General features: G+C 67.0%; 2 protein-coding genes (both cut by a window edge). Both read right to left on the reverse strand.

The features are described 5' to 3' along the window. Window positions 1-19,530, reverse strand: partial view of a non-ribosomal peptide synthase/polyketide synthase gene (locus tag EF294_RS11115; protein WP_123929553.1) — the 5' portion only. Its footprint begins 20,766 nt before the window's first position; the window shows 19,530 of its 40,296 coding nt (coding positions 1-19,530); its start codon is at window positions 19,528-19,530; its stop codon lies beyond the left edge, outside the window. Further along, window positions 19,527-21,644: the final stretch of an amino acid adenylation domain-containing protein gene (locus EF294_RS11120; RefSeq protein ID WP_185091033.1), read on the reverse strand. Its footprint extends 6,135 nt past the window's final position; 2,118 of the gene's 8,253 nt are visible here — the last part of the coding sequence; its start codon lies beyond the right edge, outside the window; it ends in the stop codon at window positions 19,527-19,529. The genes EF294_RS11115 and EF294_RS11120 overlap by 4 nt, the downstream gene beginning before the upstream one ends.

A 21,644-nucleotide genomic window follows, 5' to 3' on the forward strand; every position in this document is an offset into this window, starting at 1 on the left:
GAGGGCGAAGAACGACTCGGTCACGCTGATTCGCTCAACACCGAGCAGTGCCCCGATGACAGCGGCGAGTTGCTCCTCGACCGGCCCTTCGGGCGCGACGTACTCGTTCTCGGTGCCACCGAAGTCCGGCGTCGGCAGGGCCCGACGGTCGAGCTTGCCCGCGCTGTTGAGAGCGAGCTCGTCGACGGTCATCCAGACCGTGGGCCGCATGTATTCCGGTAGCGCCGCAGCGATGCCCGCACGCACGTCGCCGATGTCGACCGATGCCGGCGACAGATAGGCCACCAGGTGCTGCGCACCGGTCGGCGCGACGGCGACCGTGGCCGCGGCATGCACGACACCGGGAGCCGACACGAGCACCGACTCGATCTCGCCGAGCTCGATGCGTTGGCCGCGCAACTTGACCTGAAAGTCGGTGCGGCCGAGATACTCGATCGCACCGGAGGCGTTGCGGCGCACGAGATCACCCGTACGATACAGCCGTGCGCCCGCGGCGCCGTAGGGGTCGGCGACAAAGCGTTCGGCGGTGAGCACCGCGGCACGTGCGTAGCCGTCGGCGATCTGCACGCCACCGAGATACAGTTCGCCCGGGACGCCCGCCGGTACCGGGCGCAGACGTCCGTCGAGCACGAGGGCGGTGGTGTTCGGCACAGGTGTGCCAATGGTGATGACATCGGGCGCGGCGGTGACGTCGGCCCCGGTCACCTCGACCGCGGCTTCGGTCGGGCCGAACAGATTGTGGATCTCCACCCACGGCATGGCCCGGTGCAGCCGGGCCACGGTCGCGGCGGGCAGCGCCTCACCAGAGGCGAACACCCACCGCAGGCTGGTCAGCCGGGCCAGTTGCGATTCGTCGACGACGTCGAGGAATACCGACAGCATCGACGGCACGAAGTGCACGGAAGTCACCGCGGCCGACTCGATCAGATCCGCGATGTATATGGGGTCGGCGTGTCCGCCCGGCTCGGCGAGGACCACCGTCGCCCCGGACATCAACGGCGCGAACAGTTCGGGCACCGAGACGTCGAAGGTGTAGGGCGTCTTCTGGAGGATTCGATCGCCGGCCGACCATGCGAAGTGGTCGAGTCCCCAGCGCAGCCGGTTGTACACCGCACGGTGCGAGACGGTCACACCCTTGGGACGCCCGGTCGATCCGGAGGTGAACAGGGTGTAGAGAGCGTCGTCGGTGCGCAGGGGTCGCAGTCGCTCGGCGTCGGTGATCGCAGTGAAGGTCGCGTCCGGATCGAGCATGGTGGCGGTATCGACGACAATCGTCGATACCTCGTCGCCGAGCGCAACCACCGCGGGCGGAACCTGCGCTCCGACGAGAATCAGTGCCACACGAGCCGTATCGACCATGCGGGCGACGCGCTCGGCAGGGGCCGCGGTGTCGATCGGCACGTACTGTGCGCCTGCGGCGACGACCGCGTGGATGGCCACGAGCATCTCGACCGACCGGTCGGTCGCGATGCCCACGGCCACACCCTGTCCGACGCCCCTGGCGATAAGCCGGCGAGCCAACTCGCTGACCCGAATACCGAACTCGCCGTAGGTAATCGACCGATCCCCCATCTGTACCGCGACGATGGTGGGGGTGGCGATGATCTGGGCGACGATCGCATCGGCGACGGTCCGGGCCTCGTACGCCACAACCGGGCCCGCCGAGAGTGCCAGCGCGTGGGCGACCTCATCGCCGCCAATCCAGTCCGCATCCGCGATGGGCAGCGACGGATCAGCGGTCAGGGCGTCGAGGAGGCGGACGAACCGCTCGGCGAAGCGGACCATCGTGGCCTCGTCGAACAGATCGGTGGCATAGATCAGCGTACCCGCCCAGGCACGGCCGGGCTGATCGGTGGACAACCCGACGGTGAGGTCCAGCTTGGCCGGAACCACTTCGGGAACAACAGATTCCACCAGGAGGTCGCCGGTCCCGGCGACCGATGCCGCGGCGAGTTCGGGGACCGCTCCCCCATCGAGGGTCACCATCACCTGGGCCAGCGGCGCGAACGCTTCCGACCGGGTCGGCGCGAGCTCTTCGACGACGGCCTCGAAGGGCACGTCAGCGTGGGCGAAGGCGTCGAGGTCGGTACTGCGCACCTGCTCGAGGAGATCGGCCAAAGCGGTGTGCACGTCGACCCGCGTGCGCAGGATCAGGGTGTTGACGAACATCCCGACGAGATCGTCGAGCAGACGGTCACCGCGACCGGCGATGGGGGTGGCCACCGCGATGTCGTCGGTCGCGGTCAGTCGCGCCATGAGTGCGGCGAGCGTGGCGTGCACCACCATGAATGCGGTGGCGTTGTGACGCTGCGCGACTGCGGCGATCCGTTCGGCCACCGGCGCCGGGACCTCGAAGCCCAGGCGTGCGCCACGCCGGCTCGCGATCGCCGGACGCGCACGATCGGCGGGCAGGTCGAGTACCTCGGGTAGGCCTGCGAGGTGCTCGGACCAGTAGGCCAGTTGGCGTCCGAGTACCGAACTGGGGTCGTCGACCGCGCCCAGTGCGTCGCGTTGCCAGAGGGCGACATCGGCAAACTGCACCGGCAGCGTGGGACGTCGTGCCCCGACGGCGGAGCCGTCACGATCATGCTCAGCGGCGGAGCCGTCACGATCATGCTCAGCGGCCGAGCCGTCCCTGTTGATCGCGTAGGCCGTGATCAGGTCACCAAGCAAGGGCGACAACGATTCTCCGTCGGCCGCGATGTGGTGGAGAACCAGTGCCATGACGTGTTCGTCGGGGCCGGTGGCGGCGATCCGTACCCGGATCGGCCACTGCCGGGTCACGTCGAACCCGGACCGCACCGCGTCCTCGAGGTGCGCGGCCGCGCCGACCACGGCGAAGTCGAGAGTGTGTGCCACCGACTCCGCCGGATGGATGATCTGCTCCGGCGCACCCCCGGAAACGGAGTCGAAGGTGGTGCGCAGAATCTCGTGGCGGATCACGACATCGACGACGGCTGCGCGCAGCGCCGTGACGTCGAGCGGACCGGACAGGCGCAGGACGACCGGGATGTTGTAGGCGGGTGAGGTGACGTCGTACTGGTTGATGAACCAGATGCGTTGCTGCGCGAACGACAGCGGAATCGTTGCCGGGCGGGGTGTCACCGGGCGGAGCGTCGACAGTCCGGCCGGCCGATCACTGAGAGCCGCAACGAGATCACCGAGGACCGGGGTGTCGAAGACGTCGCGGACCGACACCTCGACCCCCAGTGCCTCACCGAGGCGCGCCGCCACCCGCATTGCTGCCAGCGAGTTGCCGCCGACGTCGAAGAAGGAGTCGGCCAGGCCGACGCGCTCGACGCCGAGGACATCGGCGAATACCTGCGCCGCGACCATCTCGCGGTCAGAGGTGGGTGCGACGTACTCGGCGGTCTGCGCCTGTGGCTGCGGCAGCGCGCGACGATCGACCTTGCCCGCACTCCCGAGCGGCATCTGTTCGAGCACCATCCAGGTGGTGGGCCGCATGTACTCGGGCAGGGCGGCACCTACCGCGGACTGCGCTGCGGCGAGATCGGCGTTCCCGGGTGCAAGATAGGCGACGAGTTGTTCACCGGCGGCGGTGTGCGCCACCGTGACTGCGGCATGGACAATGCCCGGTACGCCGGCGAGGACAGCCTCGATCTCGCCGAGTTCGAGGCGCTGGCCGCGCAGTTTGACCTGGAAGTCGGTGCGGCCCAGGTATTCGAGTTCGCCATCGGCGTTCCATCTCACCCGGTCACCGGTGCGATAAAGCCGCGAGCCTGCCGCTCCGAACGGGTCGGCGATGAATCGTTCCGCGCTCAGGTCCGCCCGTCCTGCGTAACCCCTGGCGACTTGTACGCCACCGAGATAGAGCTCTCCGACAACGTTGTATGGGACCGGACACATGCGGTCGTCGAGCACATGTGTGGTGGTGTTGGCGACCGCACGGCCGATGGGGATCACAGTGTCGGACAAACGAACCCGATGCTCGGTGACGTCGACGGCGGCCTCGGTCGGCCCGTAGAGATTGTGGAGTTCGACGTGGCCGAGAAGCCTGAGCAGATCGTGTGCGGGCGCCACGGGAAGCGCTTCGCCCGAGGTAAACACCAGCCGCAGCGACGTCAAGTACCCGATGCTGCTCCCCAGGGAATCGAGGAAGGCGGCCAGCATCGACGGCACGAAGTGCATCACCGACACCGAGTGCTCGGTGATCAGCGAATGCAGGTGTTCGGCGTCGCCGTGCCGCCCGGGCTCGGCGAGCACCAACGATGCCCCGTGAATCAACGGCCACACGAGCTCCCACACCGACACGTCGAAGGTGTACGGGGTCTTCTGCAACACAACATCGTCCGACGTCAGTCGATAGTGTTCCTGCATCCATGCGATTCGGTTCTCGATCGCATCATGCGACACCGTGACCCCCTTGGGAGTGCCGGTGGAGCCGGAGGTGAACAGGGTGTAAGCCGCGTTGGCACCCCGCAGTGCTCCCCGCCGTTCGCTATCGGTGACAGCAGAATAATCAGCGCCGAAGGCGGTGTCGGCGTCCACGACGACCATGGTGAGTCCGAGACCGGTGCCCGCCTGCGCCACGGTGGTCGCCCCCGAATCGGAGATGATCGCAACCGTGATGTGAGCCGTCTCCACCATCGCCGCCACACGCGCGAGAGGCGTCTCCACGTCGACGGGTACGTAGTGCGCACCGGCCGCGAGTACGGCATGGATCGCGATCATCATCTCCATCGAGCGCGGAACACTCACCGCCACAGCGGTATCCGGTCCGACGCCGAGGTCGATGAGACCCAGCGCGAGTTCGCGAACCCGGGCCCCGAACTCGCCGTAGGTCATCCGACGACGTCCGAAGACCAGCGCCACGGCATCAGGAGTTCGGGCCACCGCGTGGCCCACCTGCGCCACGATCGACGTGGCCGACGGTTCGATCTGCTCACCGTCCGACCAATCCGCGACCCGAGCTGCGCGCGCCGGCCCCATTAGTGATACACGACCGACCGGATTGTCCGGTGCCGCGGTCAGCTCTGTGAGCACTCGAACGAACATGTCGGCGACCGCGTCAATGGTGGATTCGTTGAACAGGTCGGTGGCGTAGAGCAGGGAGCCCGTCCATGCACGTCCCGCACCGACGGCCTGCACGGAGACGGTGAGGTCGACCTGCGCGGGCACTGAAGGCGAGGCCATCGGCGCGACCATCAGACCGGCCACCTGGGCTCGGGTCAATGCATCACCGGCAGTGCCCGCGACAGTGGTCTGGTCAAAGGTGAGCATCACCTGTGCGAGCGGGGCGAACGCCGCGGAGCGGATCGGGTCGAGTACCTCGACGAGCGTTTCGAACGGCAGGTCGCTGTGTGCGAATGCGTCCAGGTCGGTTGTCCGAACATCATCGAGAAGGCGCCGAAAGTCCCCAAAGCCGTCGATATGGGTCCGCAACACCAGCGTATTGACGAACATGCCGACCAGGCGATCGAGGTCGCGGCTACCCCGTCCGGCGACCGGAGTGGCGATAACGATGTCGGTGGTGGCCGCAAGGCGCGACAAGAGCACCGCGAGCGCTGCGTGCACGATCATGAACGGAGTGGCACTCGACGAGGTGGCGAGTGTGGCGATCTCGGCCGTAACCGTCGCCGGGATCTCGAAATCGACACGGGAGCCCAGGTGGGAGGCGACAGCCGGTCGCGGCCGGTCGAGGGGAAGTTCGAGAACCGGCGCGAGGCCGCTCAGTTGCGTGGTCCAGTAGTCGAGCTGGCTACCCATGATCGAGTCCGCGTCGGTCGTGGCGCCGAGAACACGATGCTGCCAGAGTGCCACGTCGGCGAATTGAACCGGTAGCGGCTCGAAGCCCGGAACCGTCCCGTTCATCCGCGCCGTATACGCGGCAAGCAGATCAGCCACCAAGGGCGCCAGCGACTCTCCGTCAGCGGCCACGTGATGCAGAACCAACGCCACAATCGCGCTGGCGCCGTCCGCGTCGCGGCCGAGCACATCACCCGGCGGTTCGTGGAAGACCCTGCCTCGGATCGGCCATACCCGGGTGAGGTCGAATCCTGCTGTCGCAGCGGCTTCGAGACCGTCGTAGGTTTGCACGACGGCCCAATCGAGCGTGTCGTCGATGGCCTCCACCGGATGGATGAGTTGATACGGAGTTCCCCCCTCATCCGGGAAAGTCGTGCGCAGTATCTCGTGCCGTGCAACCACATCTCCGACTGCAGCGCGCAATACGTCATGATCGAGTGGCCCGGTCACCCGTAGAAACAGCGGGATGTTGTACGTGGCCGCATCGGGTTCAAATCGGTTGATGAACCAGATCCGTCGCTGGGCAAAAGACAACGGGATCCGTTGCGGCCTGGGCGACACCGCGGTCACCGGCGGCAACGCCGCCGCATGCCCCCGCGTACGCGCGAGAAGCTCACGCACCGAAGGGGCATCGAAGACGTCACGCACCGACACCGACACACCCAACGCACCTGACACCCGCGCCGCCAACCGCGTCGCCGACAACGAATTACCACCCACATCAAAGAAGCTCGCCGTCACCCCCACCTCATCGACGCCAAGGACCTCAGCGAACACCGCAGCCACCCGAGCCTCATCCACCGTCGCCGGCGCCACCACCTCACCGACCGACACCCCGGCATCCGGCAACGGCAACGCCCCACGATCCAACTTGCCGTTCGCCGTCAACGGCAACCCCGCTACCTCAACCACCAAGTCCGGCACCATATAACCCGGCACCACCCGCGCCACCCCGGCACGCACCTGCGACGCCTCGACCACCGAACCCGGCTCACCCACCACATACCCGACGAGCTGCTCACCACGACCCGGCAACTCCACCACCCGAGCCGCCGCAGCACCCACACCCGGCACCGACAACAACGCCGACTCGATCTCGCCGAACTCGATCCGATAGCCACGCAACTGCACCTGTGCGTCACCACGGCCCACGTACTCGATATCCCCGGCGGTCCGTCGCGCCAGATCACCCGTGCGGTACATCCGCGCACCCGCCGGACCGAACGGCGAGGCCACGAATCGCGTCGAGGTCAATCCCGAGCGCCGCAGATAGCCCTGCGCCAGCTGACCACCCACCACATACATCTCGCCCACCACGCCCTCGGGCACCGGACGCAACCGCTCATCGAGAACATGAATACCCAACGACGCCAACGGGCGACCGATGAACGACGCATCGCCCGCCGACACCACCGCACGATCCAACGGCCGGAAACTCACATGCACCGTCGTCTCGGTGATGCCGTACATGTTCACCAGCCGCGCACCATCGCCAGGATTATCATCAAACCACCGACGCACCTGCTCGAAACTCAACGCCTCACCGCCGAACACGATGTAGCGCAACGCCGACGAGAACTCCGGCACCCGTCGGCGGGCCTGCGCCACTTGATAAAACGCCGACGGCGTCAAACTCAACACCGTGACCCGCTCCGCGGCAAGCAACCGTAGGAACTCCTCAGGAACCCGCGCCACCTCACGATCCACCACCACCAGACGGCCACCAGTCAGCAGCGGCCCCCACAACTCCCACACCGAAAAATCAAACGCATACGAATGGAACATCGTCCACACATCATCAGCCCGGAACTCGAAATCACCCGCAGCCGAATCCATCAACGTCACCACATCACGATGAGTGACCTCCACCCCCTTCGGCCGACCCGTCGACCCCGACGTATAAATCACATACGCACGCGAATCCGGATGCACCACAACATCATCAACACCACCCGCACCCGACGCGGCCAGCGACTCCACCGTCACCACATCCACGCCGGCACCCAGCTCGGCCCACAACCGAAGTCCCGACGACACCTCATCGGTCACCACCACCCGCGGCGCGGCATCTGCGACGATGAACCGCAACCGATCCACCGGATTACTCACGTCCAATGGCAGATACCCTGCACCCACGCGCAACACACCCACGATCGCGGCCACCAGGTCCACCGACCGCGACGGTGCCACCGCAACCAGATCACCCTCGCGCACACCACGGGCCCGCAACCCCGCGGCCACCGCCCCCGAGCGTTCGCCAAGCTCTGCGTACGACAACGACACCGACCCAGCCGTCACCGACCCACGCTCACCGAAACGCCGCACCGAACCCGCGAACAACTCCACCAACGAACGCCCCGAGTTCGCGGTCACCGTCGCCGGTGCCACCAGCGACCGACGGTAGCTGTCCTCGTCCACCAACGGCACCGATGACACCGGAGCACCCGGATCCGCCACCAACGCGCGCAACACCCGAACAAGAATGTCGGCGAACACATTTACCTGGCCCGCGTCGAATGCGGCAGGAAGATACTTGAGTTTGAGCTCTATCTGATCGCCGATGACACCACTGACGAGGTTGAGCGGGTACTGGGTGGCATCGGAGGCGCTCAGATCCTTGATCCCAATTCCACCGACAGCACTTGCGCCGGTGAGTGATTCGGCATTCACCGGATAGGACTCGTGCACGGTGAGGGTATCGAAGAGCGGCCCCTTGCCGACCAGCGCGGCCAGGTCTGGCAGACCGATGTGCTGGTGGTCGAGGACCGCGATCTTGCTCGACGCGATCGTGTCGAGAATATCCGCCATGGCGGCGCCGGGATCAACGTCGACCACAGCGGGCAGGGTGTTGATGAACAAGCCGACCATGGTCTCGACGCCGTCGAGATCGGCGGGGCGGCCCGACACGGTCTCACCGAACGTCACCACCTGATCTCCGGTGATGCGCGAGAGCAACGACGCCCACGCGAACTGCATCACCGTCGAGACGGTGACACCCCGCGTCCGGGTGAGTTCTTCTATGCCCGTGGTCAATTCCGCGTCGAGAAGAACACTGTGGTCACGCGGGCGCAGGTCGGTGGTGGCCTCGAGCCGTGGCGCGAGCAGGGTCGGTTCGACGACGGCATCGAGGACCGATCGCCAGGCGCGCAAACCTGCATCGGTATCGACGTTCGCGATGTGGCGCAGATAATCCGCATAATCCCCGGCGCCGGTCGACCTGGACGCCGTGTAGGCGTGGCCGGTGGCGTAGAACGCGAAGAGATCAGCGAGGATGAGCGGCGATGACCAACCGTCGATGAGGATGTGGTGGCTGGTCACGATGAGGACGGACTCCGTGCCGTTGCGCACGAAGACGAATCGCATCAACGGTGCCGATTCAAGATCGAATGGGCGGGAACGTTCGGACTCGGCGAGCGTCTCGATGGCCTCGGCATCGGCCGATTCGACGAGTTGCCACGGTACCTTGACCGTCTCGCGGACGACGGCAACGACCTCACCGCTGCCCACACGTATGTAGGACGAGCGCAGCACCCGGTGCTCGTCGAACAGGGCTTGCACCGAGCTGCGCAGGCGTTCGGCGTCGATTTCGCCGTCGAGTGCGACCACGGCCTGGGCAACGTAGACATCGACGGCGCCGTGCGCGTGCCCCGCAGCAGCAAGTTCGGACTGGAAGTGCAGACCGCGTTGCAGCGGCGACAACGGCCAGATCTCGGCGCGGGGGAATCGTCGTGCGAGGTCGTCGAGATCATCCTGGGTGACCTGCGCGCCAACGACATCCGAGGGCGATCGCCCCGGATCGCCGACCGCTGCGACGTACTCGACGATCGCAGCGAGCTCGACTTCCCAGCGGCGGGCGAGATCGGCGACGTCGCCACCATTCATCGCCCCCGCCGGGAATCCGAATCCGGCCTGTAATGCTCGGCCCTCGGTCGTGACGATGGTTCCGGCGGTGATGGTGATCAGAGCAGTGACCGTCATCGCACCGCGGACCGTGCCAGGTAGACGAAGAGCATTCGGATCGGGTAGCAAAGGCCCAGCGACGCCTTCGGTCACCACGCCACCACTGACATTGCCGAGATAATTGAAGGCGATGGTCGGCAATGGCGCCGACGACAGTGCGCCGCCACGATCGAACCGCAGCAGCCCGAAGCCCACTCCGTGATCTGGCTGTCCGAGCCGCTCTTCCTTGGCCGCCTTGACGGTGCGCGCGGCCCCGCCGACGGGATCGACCGCGATAGGGGCGACGGTGGTGAACCATCCCACCGTGCGCGACAGGTCGACCGCACGGGGACTCTCGTCGGCCAGTAGCACTTCCTCGTAGCGGCCGTGCCCCTCGACGAGCATCGTGATCGGCGCCTCGTCGGCGATCCCCCGATCACGCTGCCACGAGCGGACCGCTCGCGCCAGCGCGGCGACGAGCGCGTCATTGACGTTGCCGCGGAAAGCTTCCGGTATCGAGGTGAGCAGCGGCTCGGCGAGATGCGGCTCGATGGTGTGCACGATCTCGGAGACGGTGGACATGCGATCACGAGTGCGATCGATCGCGACGCCGAGATCGGTGGCCCGGCTACGCGCGGCCCAATAGCCGAGTTCCTGCCGGCGCGAATCGCGTTGGGAAGCGACGGCACCGATGAAGGCGCGCGCCGAGGTGGACTCGGGTCGCAGCGCGTATGCAAGTCCCCCGAGATGTTGCCCCCACGCGGTCACCAGGTCCTCGATGATCGCGCGCCAGGACACCGCGTCGACACCGAGGTGGTGGATGACGACGACGACACGCCGCTGCTCACCGGTTCCGACGAGGACAGCCGATACCAGTTGTCCGAGTGCTGGATCGAGTCTCGCCGACGCCGCACCGAACGCGGCGACGATTGCTGCCGAAGCACCGCCGTCGGGGATGTCGGAGTGTTCGGTGACCGCGGTGTTCGCGTCGAACCGACCTGCCCCCGACTGCAGATGCCACCGCCCGTCGAGTTCGGTCAACGTGGCCGTGAGCATCGGATGGTTGTCGACGACCACCTCGAGCAGCGCACGAAGTACCGGAAGCGTGAGCTCGTCGGGGGCGTGCAGCACCATCGACTGGGAGAAGTCGGCGAAGTCGGCGGCGGAGTCGGCGTGCTCGAGCAGCCACGAGACGACCGGTGGCATCGACATCGGCCCCGTGGCGCCGCCACTGGGCTCCTCGAGTACCGCAACGGCCGCGCCTCTCCGCTCGACGGCGCGGGCAATGGCGCGAATGGTCTTGTGCTCGAATATATCTCGAGGAGAAATTTCAATCCCGACCGCGCGCGCCGCCGACGCCAGCTGGATCGACATGATCGAGTCACCGCCGATGGCGAAGAACGACTCGGTGACGCCGACACGCTCGACTCCGAGGAGACCGGCGACGATGCCTGCGAGGTGGTGTTCGACGAGGTTCTCCGGTGCAATGTGCTCGACATCGACGACGAGGACCGGCTCAGGTAGCGCGCGGCGGTCGAGCTTGCCCACCGGGGTGAGCGGAAGGGCGTCCAGAACGACAATGGTCGCCGGCACCATGTACAACGGAAGCTGCTGTGCCACATGATCACTCAAGACCTGTAGCTCGACGGGTTCGCTGGCCACGACGTATCCGGCCAGCGATGCGACCACCGATTCGCCACTGCCTGCAATTGCGCCGTCGGGTCGGACTCCGACCACAATGGCAGTGTCGACGGCCGGATGGGCCGACAGCACCGACTCGATCTCGCCCAGCTCGATCCGCAGACCGCGCAACTTGACCTGATCGTCGCTGCGACCTCCGTAGGCAAGAGACAGACCATTGTCGGTGGCCACCCACCGGACGACGTCGCCGGTGCGGTACATCCTCTCTCCTCGATCGGAGAATGGTTGCGCAACAAATCTTTGCGCGGTCAGTCCGGGCCGATCGAGATATCCTCGGGACAGACCGGACCCGACGATGTACAACTCGCCGAGCACACCGATCGGCACCGGGCGCAGACGACCGTCGAGCACCAGTAGACCGACGCCGTCGATCGGGGGGCCGGTCAGCACGGGGCTCTCTGCCGACATCGGCGGTCCGATCGTGACGCCGATGGTGGTCTCGGTCGGACCGTAGAGGTTCTGGAAACGAACCCACGTACTCCAGTGATCGCGCAGCGACTCCGGGACCGCCTCGCCACCGGCGAAGACGGTGTGTAGGGACGGGAGTTCGGCGGGATCCAGTGAGGCGAGCACGGTGGGGGTCAAGAAGGTGTGGGTCAGCCGCTCGGACCGGATGAACTCCTGCAGCGGCGCACCGGCCACCGCGTCCGCCGGGCGATAGACGAGTGTGGCCCCTGCGGTGAAGGCCAGGAGATACTCCAGCACCGACGCGTCGAAGCTCGGCGACGCAAAACCCAGGACCCGGGCGTCCTCGGAGATGTCACCACGTCGAGCCTCCTGCACGCCGAAGTTGTGTAACCCGCGGTGGGTCACACTGACCCCCTTGGGGCGGCCCGTGGAACCGGAGGTGTAAATGACGTAAGCGGTGCTGTCGATGCGCGCCCGGCCGTGCAGCTCATCTGGACGGACAGGTTCGGCGGAGTGCTCGGCCGTGGCGTTGGCGAACTCCGCGGTATCGACCGACAACCACCTGATCGGCTTCTGGCCCGAAACGACCGGCAGGTCGTCTGCCTGTCCACACAACCCGAGCTCGGCACCGGAGTCCTCGATCATCGTGCGGACGCGTTGCGGAGGGTAGTCAGGATCTATCGGAACATAGGCTCCGCCGGTCTTCGCGACCGCCCAGATGGCGACCATCAACTCAACCGACCGCGGCAATGCCAGGGCTACAAGAACTTCCGGCCCGACACCGCACTCGAGGAGATACCTCGCCAGTCGATTCGACGCGACGTCGAGTTCGGCATAGGTCAGCGATCGGATCGGATCGCTGACCGCCACATGCCCGGGACGGCGGGCGGCAGCCTCGGCAAAGATCTCCGAGAGCAGGACCGCAGGGGCACCGGGCGCGGTTCCCACCGGTGTCAACGCGATCGCCTCGCCACGCGACAGCAGCGGCGCGTCGCCGACCGCCGTCTCGGGTCGGGCCACGAGGTGCCCGAGCAGGTCCACGAACCGGGACATCATGGTCTCGACAGTGGGCGCGTCGAAGAGGTCGGTGGCGTAGTTCGCCCGTCCGGTCCACGCCCCCGTGCGTCCGGCGCGCACACCGACCGTCAGATCGACCTTCGCGGAGGTCTCCTCGATCTCCACGACGCCGACGGCGAGGTCGTCGAGGTCGGCAACCATAGCCGCCGGGTCAACGGGATTCTGCTCCACCGTCAGCAAGACCTGCGTCAGTGGCGCGAAAGCTTCCGAGCGCGTCGGCGACACGGCGTCGACGACGGTCTCGAATGGCACGTCGGCATGGGCGAACGCGTCGAGGTCGGTCGTGCGGACCGCGTCGAGGAAGTCGGCGAAGGTGGCGGCACCGTCGACCGCGGTCCGCAGGACGAGGGTGTTGACGAACATGCCGACGAGCGAGTCGAGAGCCTGATCTCCCCGGCCCGAGATCGGGGTACCGATCGCGATGTCATCGGTGGCGGCCAGCCGTGACAACAGCACCGCCAGCGCGGCATGGATGACCATGAACTCGCTGATACCGCGGGTCGCGGCGAGCACGCGCACCGACTCCGCAGTGCCGGCAGGGATCTCGAAGCCGACCTCGGCGCCACGCATCGAGGCGACGGCCGGTCGTGGGTGCGTGGTCGGCAGGTTCAGCACATCCGGTAGACCCGCCAGCCGGTCGGTCCAATACGCCAATTGCGCCGACACCACCGACCCTGGGTCGGTGGCCGAGCCGAGCACCTCCCGCTGCCACAGTGCCACGTCGGCGAATTGCACTGCCAGTTCCGCGAATTGCGGTGTGCGACCACGTGAGCGGGCATGGTAGGCGGTCACCACATCGGTGACCAACGGGCGCATCGACTCGCCGTCGCCGGCAATGTGGTGCACCACGATGAGCACGATGTGTTCGAGATCCTCGACGCGGCGAATCCGGACCCGGATGGGATGGTGGGCGGTGACGTCGAATCCTGCTGCCGCAGCGGCGAACAGCTCGGACTCGTCGTCAACGACCGCCCAGTCCAGCAGCGAGCCCGTCAACGATCGGTCGGTCACGACCTGGCACGGCGCGCCCTCGACGGACCCGAAGGTGGTGCGCAACACCTCGTGGCGGTCGATCACGTCGACCATGGCCGCGCGCAGCGCCGACAGGTCGAGTTTGCCGGAAAGGCGCAGAGCGATCGGGATGTTGTAGGCACCCGAGTAAGTGTCGAACTGGTTGATGAACCAGATCCGCTGCTGCGCGTAGGACAGGGGGATGCGCTCCGGGCGTGGGTGATGCGCGCGCACCGGGGCAAGCCCGGCACCGCGGCCGACCACCCGGCGTGCGAGATCGGCGACCGTCGGTGCGTCGAAGAGATCGCGGACGGCGATCTCGACGCCCAGTGCCGCACCCGCACGGGCGGCGACGCGCATGGCGGCCAACGAATTTCCGCCGATGTCGAAGAACGAGTCGGTCACCGACACCTGGTCCACGCCGAGCACCTCGGCGACGACGGCGGCGATGGCCGACTCCGCGGGCGTGGACGGCGCGACGACCTCGGTATGCGTCGCTGGCGCCGGATCGGGCAGCGCTCGGCGGTCGATCTTGCCCGCACTGTTGCGGGGCATGGCCTCGAGTACCACCCAGACCGACGGGCGCAGGTGCGCGAGCAGCCGGTCGGCCACCGCCTCGGCGATGACCTCGGTGCGAAGCGTGTGGCCAGGGTGACCGACCACGTAGGCAACCAGTACGTCCCCGGCCACCGACGATCTGACGTCGGCTGCTGCGGCGATGACGCCGGGAACCGACGACACCACCGACTCGATCTCGCCGAGTTCGATCCGTTGCCCGTGTAGTTTGACCTGGAAATCGGCGCGCCCCAGGTACTCGATCTCACCATCGGTGGTCCATCGGGCCAGGTCCCCGGTGCGATAGAGGCGCTGTCCCGGCGCACCGGACAGGTCCGGACCGCAGGGATCGGCGATGAATCGTTCCGCGGTCAGCGCTGAGCTGCGGGCGTAACCACGGGCCATCTGGGGGCCGGCGAGATAGAGTTCGCCGGGCACGCCCGGCGGGACCGGACGCAGACGTCGGTCAAGGATTCGGGCCAGCACACCCAAGGCAGGCCGGCCGATAGTGACGGTCTCGCCCGGCTCGGTGAACGTCGCGATCGTCGTGTCGACCGTCATCTCGGTGGGCCCGTATTGGTTGATCATCGTCGCGTGCGGCGCCACGGCGAGCGTGTGCTGCGTCAACGCGGGAGTCAATGACTCACCACCGGTATAGATCCGGCGCACCGTCGACAGCGCCGCGGACGCATCCGAGACCTCGTCGAGGAATACCGAGAGCATCGACGGGACGAACTGCACCATCGTGATGTCGTACTCGGCGAGACTGCGGGCCAGAGCGGCGGGTTCGCGATGGTCGTCCACACCCGCCACGACGGCCTGTGCGCCGACGGTCAACGGCCAGAACAACTCCCACACCGATGCATCGAAGGTGAATGGGGTCTTGACGAGGACGCGCTCGCTCTGCGGTTCGGTGCCCGCGGGGGTGAACCAGGTGAGCAGAGCAAGGAGTGCCTCGTGGGAGACGGTGACGCCCTTGGGTTGTCCGGTCGACCCGGAGGTGAACAGCGTGTATGCGGCGTGACCGGGCCGCAGGGCAGCGAGCCGATCCCGGTCGGTCACCGGGCGGCCGTCCACGCGCTCGAGCTCGGTCAGATCGACGATGGTGACCGGCAGGCGATCAGCCGCGGCGTCGAAGACACCGGAGGCCTCGGAGACCGTCAGGGCCACCGCAACCCGCGCGGTATCGAGCACATGGGTGACCACCGAGGCCGGGGCCTGCGGATCCACCGGCACGTAGTGCCCTCCGGCGACGATCACCGCGTGCACGGCCACGAACATCTCCGGCGAACGCGGAATCCCGACGGCCACAGCAACATCAGGGCCGACGCCGAGGTCGATCAACCGCCGCGCGAGAGCGTTGACCAAAGCACCGAATTCGGCGTAGGTCCAGTGTGTCGGTCCCGCCGGACTCGAATGCTCAGCACGGTTCCCGGCGTCGACGACCGCGATCCGCTCGGCGTGGGCGAGGTGGGCCACACGGAGTGGGTCGGCAACGGTGACCGCGCCGGGTCGGACGGCGCCGCCGACAGTCCACCGTTGCAGCGCAGCAGCTTCCGGCGCGGAAAGAATCGTGGCGTCGCCGACCGGTCGAGCCGGATCCCTGGTGAGCCCATCGAGCACCCGGACGAACCGCTCGGCGAACACCTCGACGGTCTCCGAATCGTAGAGGTCGGTCGCGTACACGATCGATCCCTGCCATCGGTTCGACGAGTCGGCGATACCGACGGTCAGATCGACCTTGGACGAGATCTCGGGCGGCTCGGCGGCACTGACCCGCAGCCCGCCCGCAACGCCGAGGTCGATGCGCTGCGCGGCCAATTCGGTGATCGCAGACTGATCGAAGGACAACCACACCTGCGCCAACGGCGCATACGCCTGGGACCGGATGGGGTTCACCCGTTCGACGATCGCCTCGAACGGCAGATCGGCGTGGGCGAGCGCCTCGAGATCGATCCGTCGGGTCTGGGCCAGGAGGTCGTCGAAACTCATGTGCGGCTCGACGGTCGTCCGTAAGATCAGAGTGTTGACGAACATGCCGACCATCGGGTCGAGAACCGATTGGCCGCGGCCGGCGATCGGGGTGCCGACGGTGATGTCGTCGGTCGCCGAGAGTTGCGCGAGCACCACCGACAACGCGGCGTGGGCCACCATGAATGGAGTCAGGCCGCGTTCGCGCGCCAACACCGCCACTCGTTCGGACAGTTCGGTGGGCACGTCGAAATCGACTCGGGCGCCGCGCTGCGAGGCGATCGCCGGGCGCGGCCGATCGGTGGGTAGCTCGATCACGTCGGGGGCACCGTCGAGATGGGTTGCCCAATACGATAATTGCGCGCCGATCAGAGAATCCGGGTCGTCGGCGGCACCGAGGACCCGCTCCTGCCAGAGCGCGACATCGGCCATCTGGACCGGCAGCGGCGTGAATCGGGGTGCGTGGCCCTGTGAGCGCGCCTCGTACGCAGCGATCAGGTCGGCGACCAGCGGGGCCAACGACTCACCGTCGCAAGCGATGTGGTGCATCACGAGCACCATCGCCCAGGCGGTTGGCGCCACCTGGGTCAGCCGTACCCGGACGGGTAGCTCGTCGCGCAGGTCGAATCCGGCGAGAAGCGCTGCGCGCGCCTCAGATTCGTCGCCAATGCGCCAATCAAGTGCGGCTTCGGCCGCGGTGATGTCTGCGACGTGCTGGACCGCGGCGCCCTCGGTCTCGGGGTAGGTGGTGCGGAGCACCTCGTGCCGGCGCATGACGTCGAGCAGTGCCGCACGCAGGGCATCGGTGTCGATGACGCCGTCGAGTCGCAGCACCGCCGGGATGTTGTAGGCCGGCGACACCGGGTCGAAGCGGTTGATGAACCACATCCGTTGTTGGGCAAGGGACAACGGGATCCGCTCGGGTCGGGGCACGACGGCCTCGATGGCCGGCAGGCCCGGGCGGGTGGCCTCGGCGGTGACCGCGAGTTCGCGGACCGTGGGTGCCTCGAACAGATCCCGCACACTCAGGTCGACCCCCAGCGTCTCCGCGGCCCGGCCGACGATCCGCGCCGCGAGCAACGAATTGCCACCGACGTCGAAGACCGAGGTCGTCACACTGATGTCGTCGACCCCGAGTACCTCCACGACGATCGCCTTCAGCGCGGTCTCGGTGGCCGTCGTGGGCGCGACGATCTCGGTGTCGGCGGCCAGATTCGGGTGCGGGAGCGCCGCGCGATCGAGCTTCCCGTTGCCGGTCAGCGGCAACGAGCCCACCTCGACGACGACATCGGGCACCATGTAGTCCGGGACCGCCCGTCCCGCGATCCGTCGTACCTGCGTGACGTCGAGGCCACTGCCGTCACCGGCAGCGCCGTACTCGTCCTCCTCCGCGACGACGTATCCAACGAGGATCTCACCGCGCCCGGGGAGGTCGATCACGCGAGCGGCCGCGGCGCTGACCCTCTCGGCGCCCAGCAGGGCTGCTTCGATCTCGCCGTACTCGATGCGGAATCCGCGCAACTGCACCTGGTCGTCGCCACGTCCGAGGTACTCGATGTCCTCTCCGACGCGACGCGCGAGGTCACCGGTCCGGTACATCCGTGACCCGTCCGCAGCGAACGGGTTGGCGACGAAGCGGGTCGCACTCAACGACGGCCGCTTGCGGTACGCCTGAGCGAGTTGTGTTCCGGTGACGTACATTTCACCGACGACGCCCTCGGGCACCGGCCGCAGCCGGCCGTCCAGGATGTGGATGTCGAGCGAGGAGAGCGGGCGCCCGATGAAGGAAGCGTCATCGGCGGCGACGTCGTCGCGGTCCAGCGGCCGGTAGCTGACATGCACCGTCGTCTCGGTGATGCCGTACATGTTCACCAGTTGCGCGTGATCGGCGGGGTTGTCGTCGAACCACCGGCGGACCTGCTCGAAACTCAGTGCCTCGCCACCGAAGACGACATAGCGCAGCGACAGGTCCATCGGCGTGCGGCGACGCTGCGCAACCAGCTGGTAGAACGCCGACGGCGTCTGGTTGAGGACGGTGATCCGCTGCGCAGCCAGCAATTCGAGGAACTTTCCGGGGTCACGGGAGACGTCGCGGTCGACGATCACCAGCCGCGCTCCGGTGGTCAGGGGGCCCCAGATTTCCCACACCGAGAAATCGAACGCGTACGAGTGGAACAGCGTCCACACATCGTTGTGGTCGAAGGAGAAGTCGTCCGCGGCCGCCGCGAGCAGGGCCACCACCTGGCGGTGCGGCACCACCACTCCCTTGGGTTTTCCGGTCGACCCGGAGGTGTAGATCAGGTACGCGGGCAGGCGGTCGTCGATCGCCGCTGCGGCGTCCGGCGAACCGGCAATTTCGGCTGTCCTGTCGGCGAACCGACGCTCGATCTCCGCCGGGGAGAGCAGTGGCGCAGCGGCCTGCGCCCACCGGGCGGCGAGCCCATCGTCGACCAGCACCATGAGTGGTTCGGCATCGCCGATGATGGACACTGCACGCGCGGGCGGCTGGCCACTGTCGAGCGGCAGGTACGCCGCACCGGTGCGCAGAATCGCCACGAGCACAACAATCAGGTCGACGTCGCGGGGCAGCGCGACACCGATCAGTCGGCCCGGCCCGGCGCCCGCATGCCGCAATGCATCGGCGAGGTGCGCCGAACGCTCGTCGAGTTCACGGTAGGTCAGGTGGCGATGGGTGTCACTGACCGCGGTCCGGCCGCCGAAGCGCCCCACCGCCGATCTGAACAGTCCGACAAGCGATCCCAGATCGTGACTGCCGATGACGTCGAGCGCGCGGCTGCGCACCTGCTCGATGGCGTGCCGTGTCGCCTCGGCGAGATCCTGTGGGCTGTGCCCCGGCGACATCAGCGCCCGCGTGACACCCGCACCCACTGCTGCCTCGGTGTCGAGTCCCTGAGTGGCGAACACCTGAGCCGTCGCCGCGACCTGCGTGTGCAGGTCGGCGAAGGTCACCGGGCCGGCGGGCGCATCGATCGCAATCGCATTCGGCGCGGATCCGGCTGCGAAGGCGATCAGATGCAGAGTCGACGGGCGCGGACCCCAGGTCTTGGCTATCGCTGAGATGCTGGAATCGACACCTGTCACGGTGGAGTCATTCCCTTGTTCGTCACCCCGTTGGTCGAGGTCTCGTTGATCGCAGTGCTGTTCGTCGCATTCCCAGCGGCACATGCCGAATCACCCACGGCAAACAGCGAATTCGACCGCAGCTCACCGAGGACGTCCCCGAGTGCCTGCGGTCCGGAGACGGCGACGCCCGGGATCAGACTCATGAGCGCGGTCGTCAGCGCCGAGTCTGCGTCCGGTAGCGCGCTCGCCATCGTGTCGGTGATCGCCGAGAGCACCCCGAAGGTCACCTTGGTGCCGCTGTGACTCACCGCCACCGCATCCGGCGCGGCGTTCGCGGCCGCAGCGACGAGTTCGGGGATCGACAGCGAATGATATCCGTGGTCGGCCGCGTCGAGCGCGGCCTGCACCTCGGTGTCGGTGGCGATGGAGATGTCGTCGACGAGCACCTGCGGGTTCTCGGCGACTTCGGTGAGCACCCGCAGATACCGTTGCGCATGCAGCTCAACCGAACTGCGGTTATACAGATCCTTGGCGTAGATCAGTTGACCCTTCATCACATCGGAGTCCTTCGTGCCAGGTGTTGCGTGCGGATCGTCGGGGAAGAGTGTCAATTGCAGATCCACCTTCGCCGGAACCAATTGTTCGGACACCGGGGTGATGGTCAGGTCGGCCACATCCACTGTCGGGAAAGCGAAGTTCTGATACGCGAACATTACCTGATAGATCGGGTGATGGCTGGTCGCCGGCGCCGACACCACCGACGACACGATGGAGTCGAAGGGGATGTCGGCGTTGGCCATGTCCGTGAGGTCATCGTGGCGAACCCGTTGCAGCAGTTCGGCGAACTTCTCTTCCTCGCGGATCTGGGTACGCAGGGCCAGGGTGTTGACGAACATCCCGATCACGCCGTCGAGCTCGGCCTGTTCGCGACCTGCGAACGGCGTGCCGATGACGATGTCGCGCTGCGCCGTGAGGCGGCTGAGTAGCACCGCGAAGGCCGCGTGCATGACCATGAAGAGGGTGGCATTGTTCTGTCGGGCAACGGCATCGAGCCTGACGACGAGTTCAGCGGGAATCTCGAAGACGATCTCGTCGCCGGCGAACGTCGGTACACGCGGCCGCACCCGGTCGGTCGGCAACTCGAGCCTCGCCGGCGCACCGGCCAGCCGCCCGGTCCAGTAGTCCAGCTGGCGCGCCGCCTCGGTCCGGCCATCAGGGCCTTGTGCGTGAAGCCAATCATGGTGCCACACAGCATAATCTGCGTACTGTGCAGCGAGCGGTCCCCACGCCGGTGCAGTGCCGCTCACCCGCGCGGTGTATGCGGTCATGAAATCGGTGGCCAGTGGCATCATCGATGCGCCGTCGGCGGCGATGTGGTGCACCACGAAGACCAGGATGTGGTCGTCGGGGGCGACCGCCAGCAGCGCCAGCCGCAGTGGTGGCCCGGCCGTGACATCGAACCCGCGACCGGTGACCGTCGCGATCTCTGCATCGACATCATCTCGAATCTCACGCACCGACCGTTCGATGCGCGTCAGCGCGTCCTCGGGCTCGAGCACGAGTTGTACCGGCTCACCGTCGAACATCGGATACATCGTCCGCAACGTCTCGTGCCGGCTCACCAGGTCCGCGAAGGCATCATCGACGCCCGCCCGCTCGAGTGCTCCGAACAATCGGAGCGCGATCGCCACGTTGTACACCGGCGATGCGGGATCGGCACGATTGACCAGCCACATGCCGCGCTGGACGGCCGACAATGGCACACTCGCGCCGCGCTCGGCTGCGGCCAGCACCGGCCGATGATGTGGGGTATCCATTCCGCGCACATGCTGTGCGGCCTCGCGGACCGACGGCGCGTCGAACACCGCCGCCAGCGGGACCTTGATTCCGAGTTCAGCGGACAATCGCGCGGCAACCTTGGTGGCGCTGAGGGAGTTTCCGCCGAGATCGAAGAATGACTCGGTGACGCTGACCTTCTCGACACCGAGGACCTCGGCAAAGACCGACCCGATGATCCGTTCGGTTTCGGTGCTCGGGCCGACGAACGGAGCGGTGGCCAGAACCGGATCGGGCAGTGCACGACGATCGACCTTGCCCGCCGAGTTGAGCGGCATCTGCTCCATCGGCATCCA

The organism is Gordonia oryzae (assembly GCF_003797185.1).
GTDB classification, from domain to species: Bacteria; Actinomycetota; Actinomycetes; order Mycobacteriales; family Mycobacteriaceae; genus Gordonia; species Gordonia oryzae.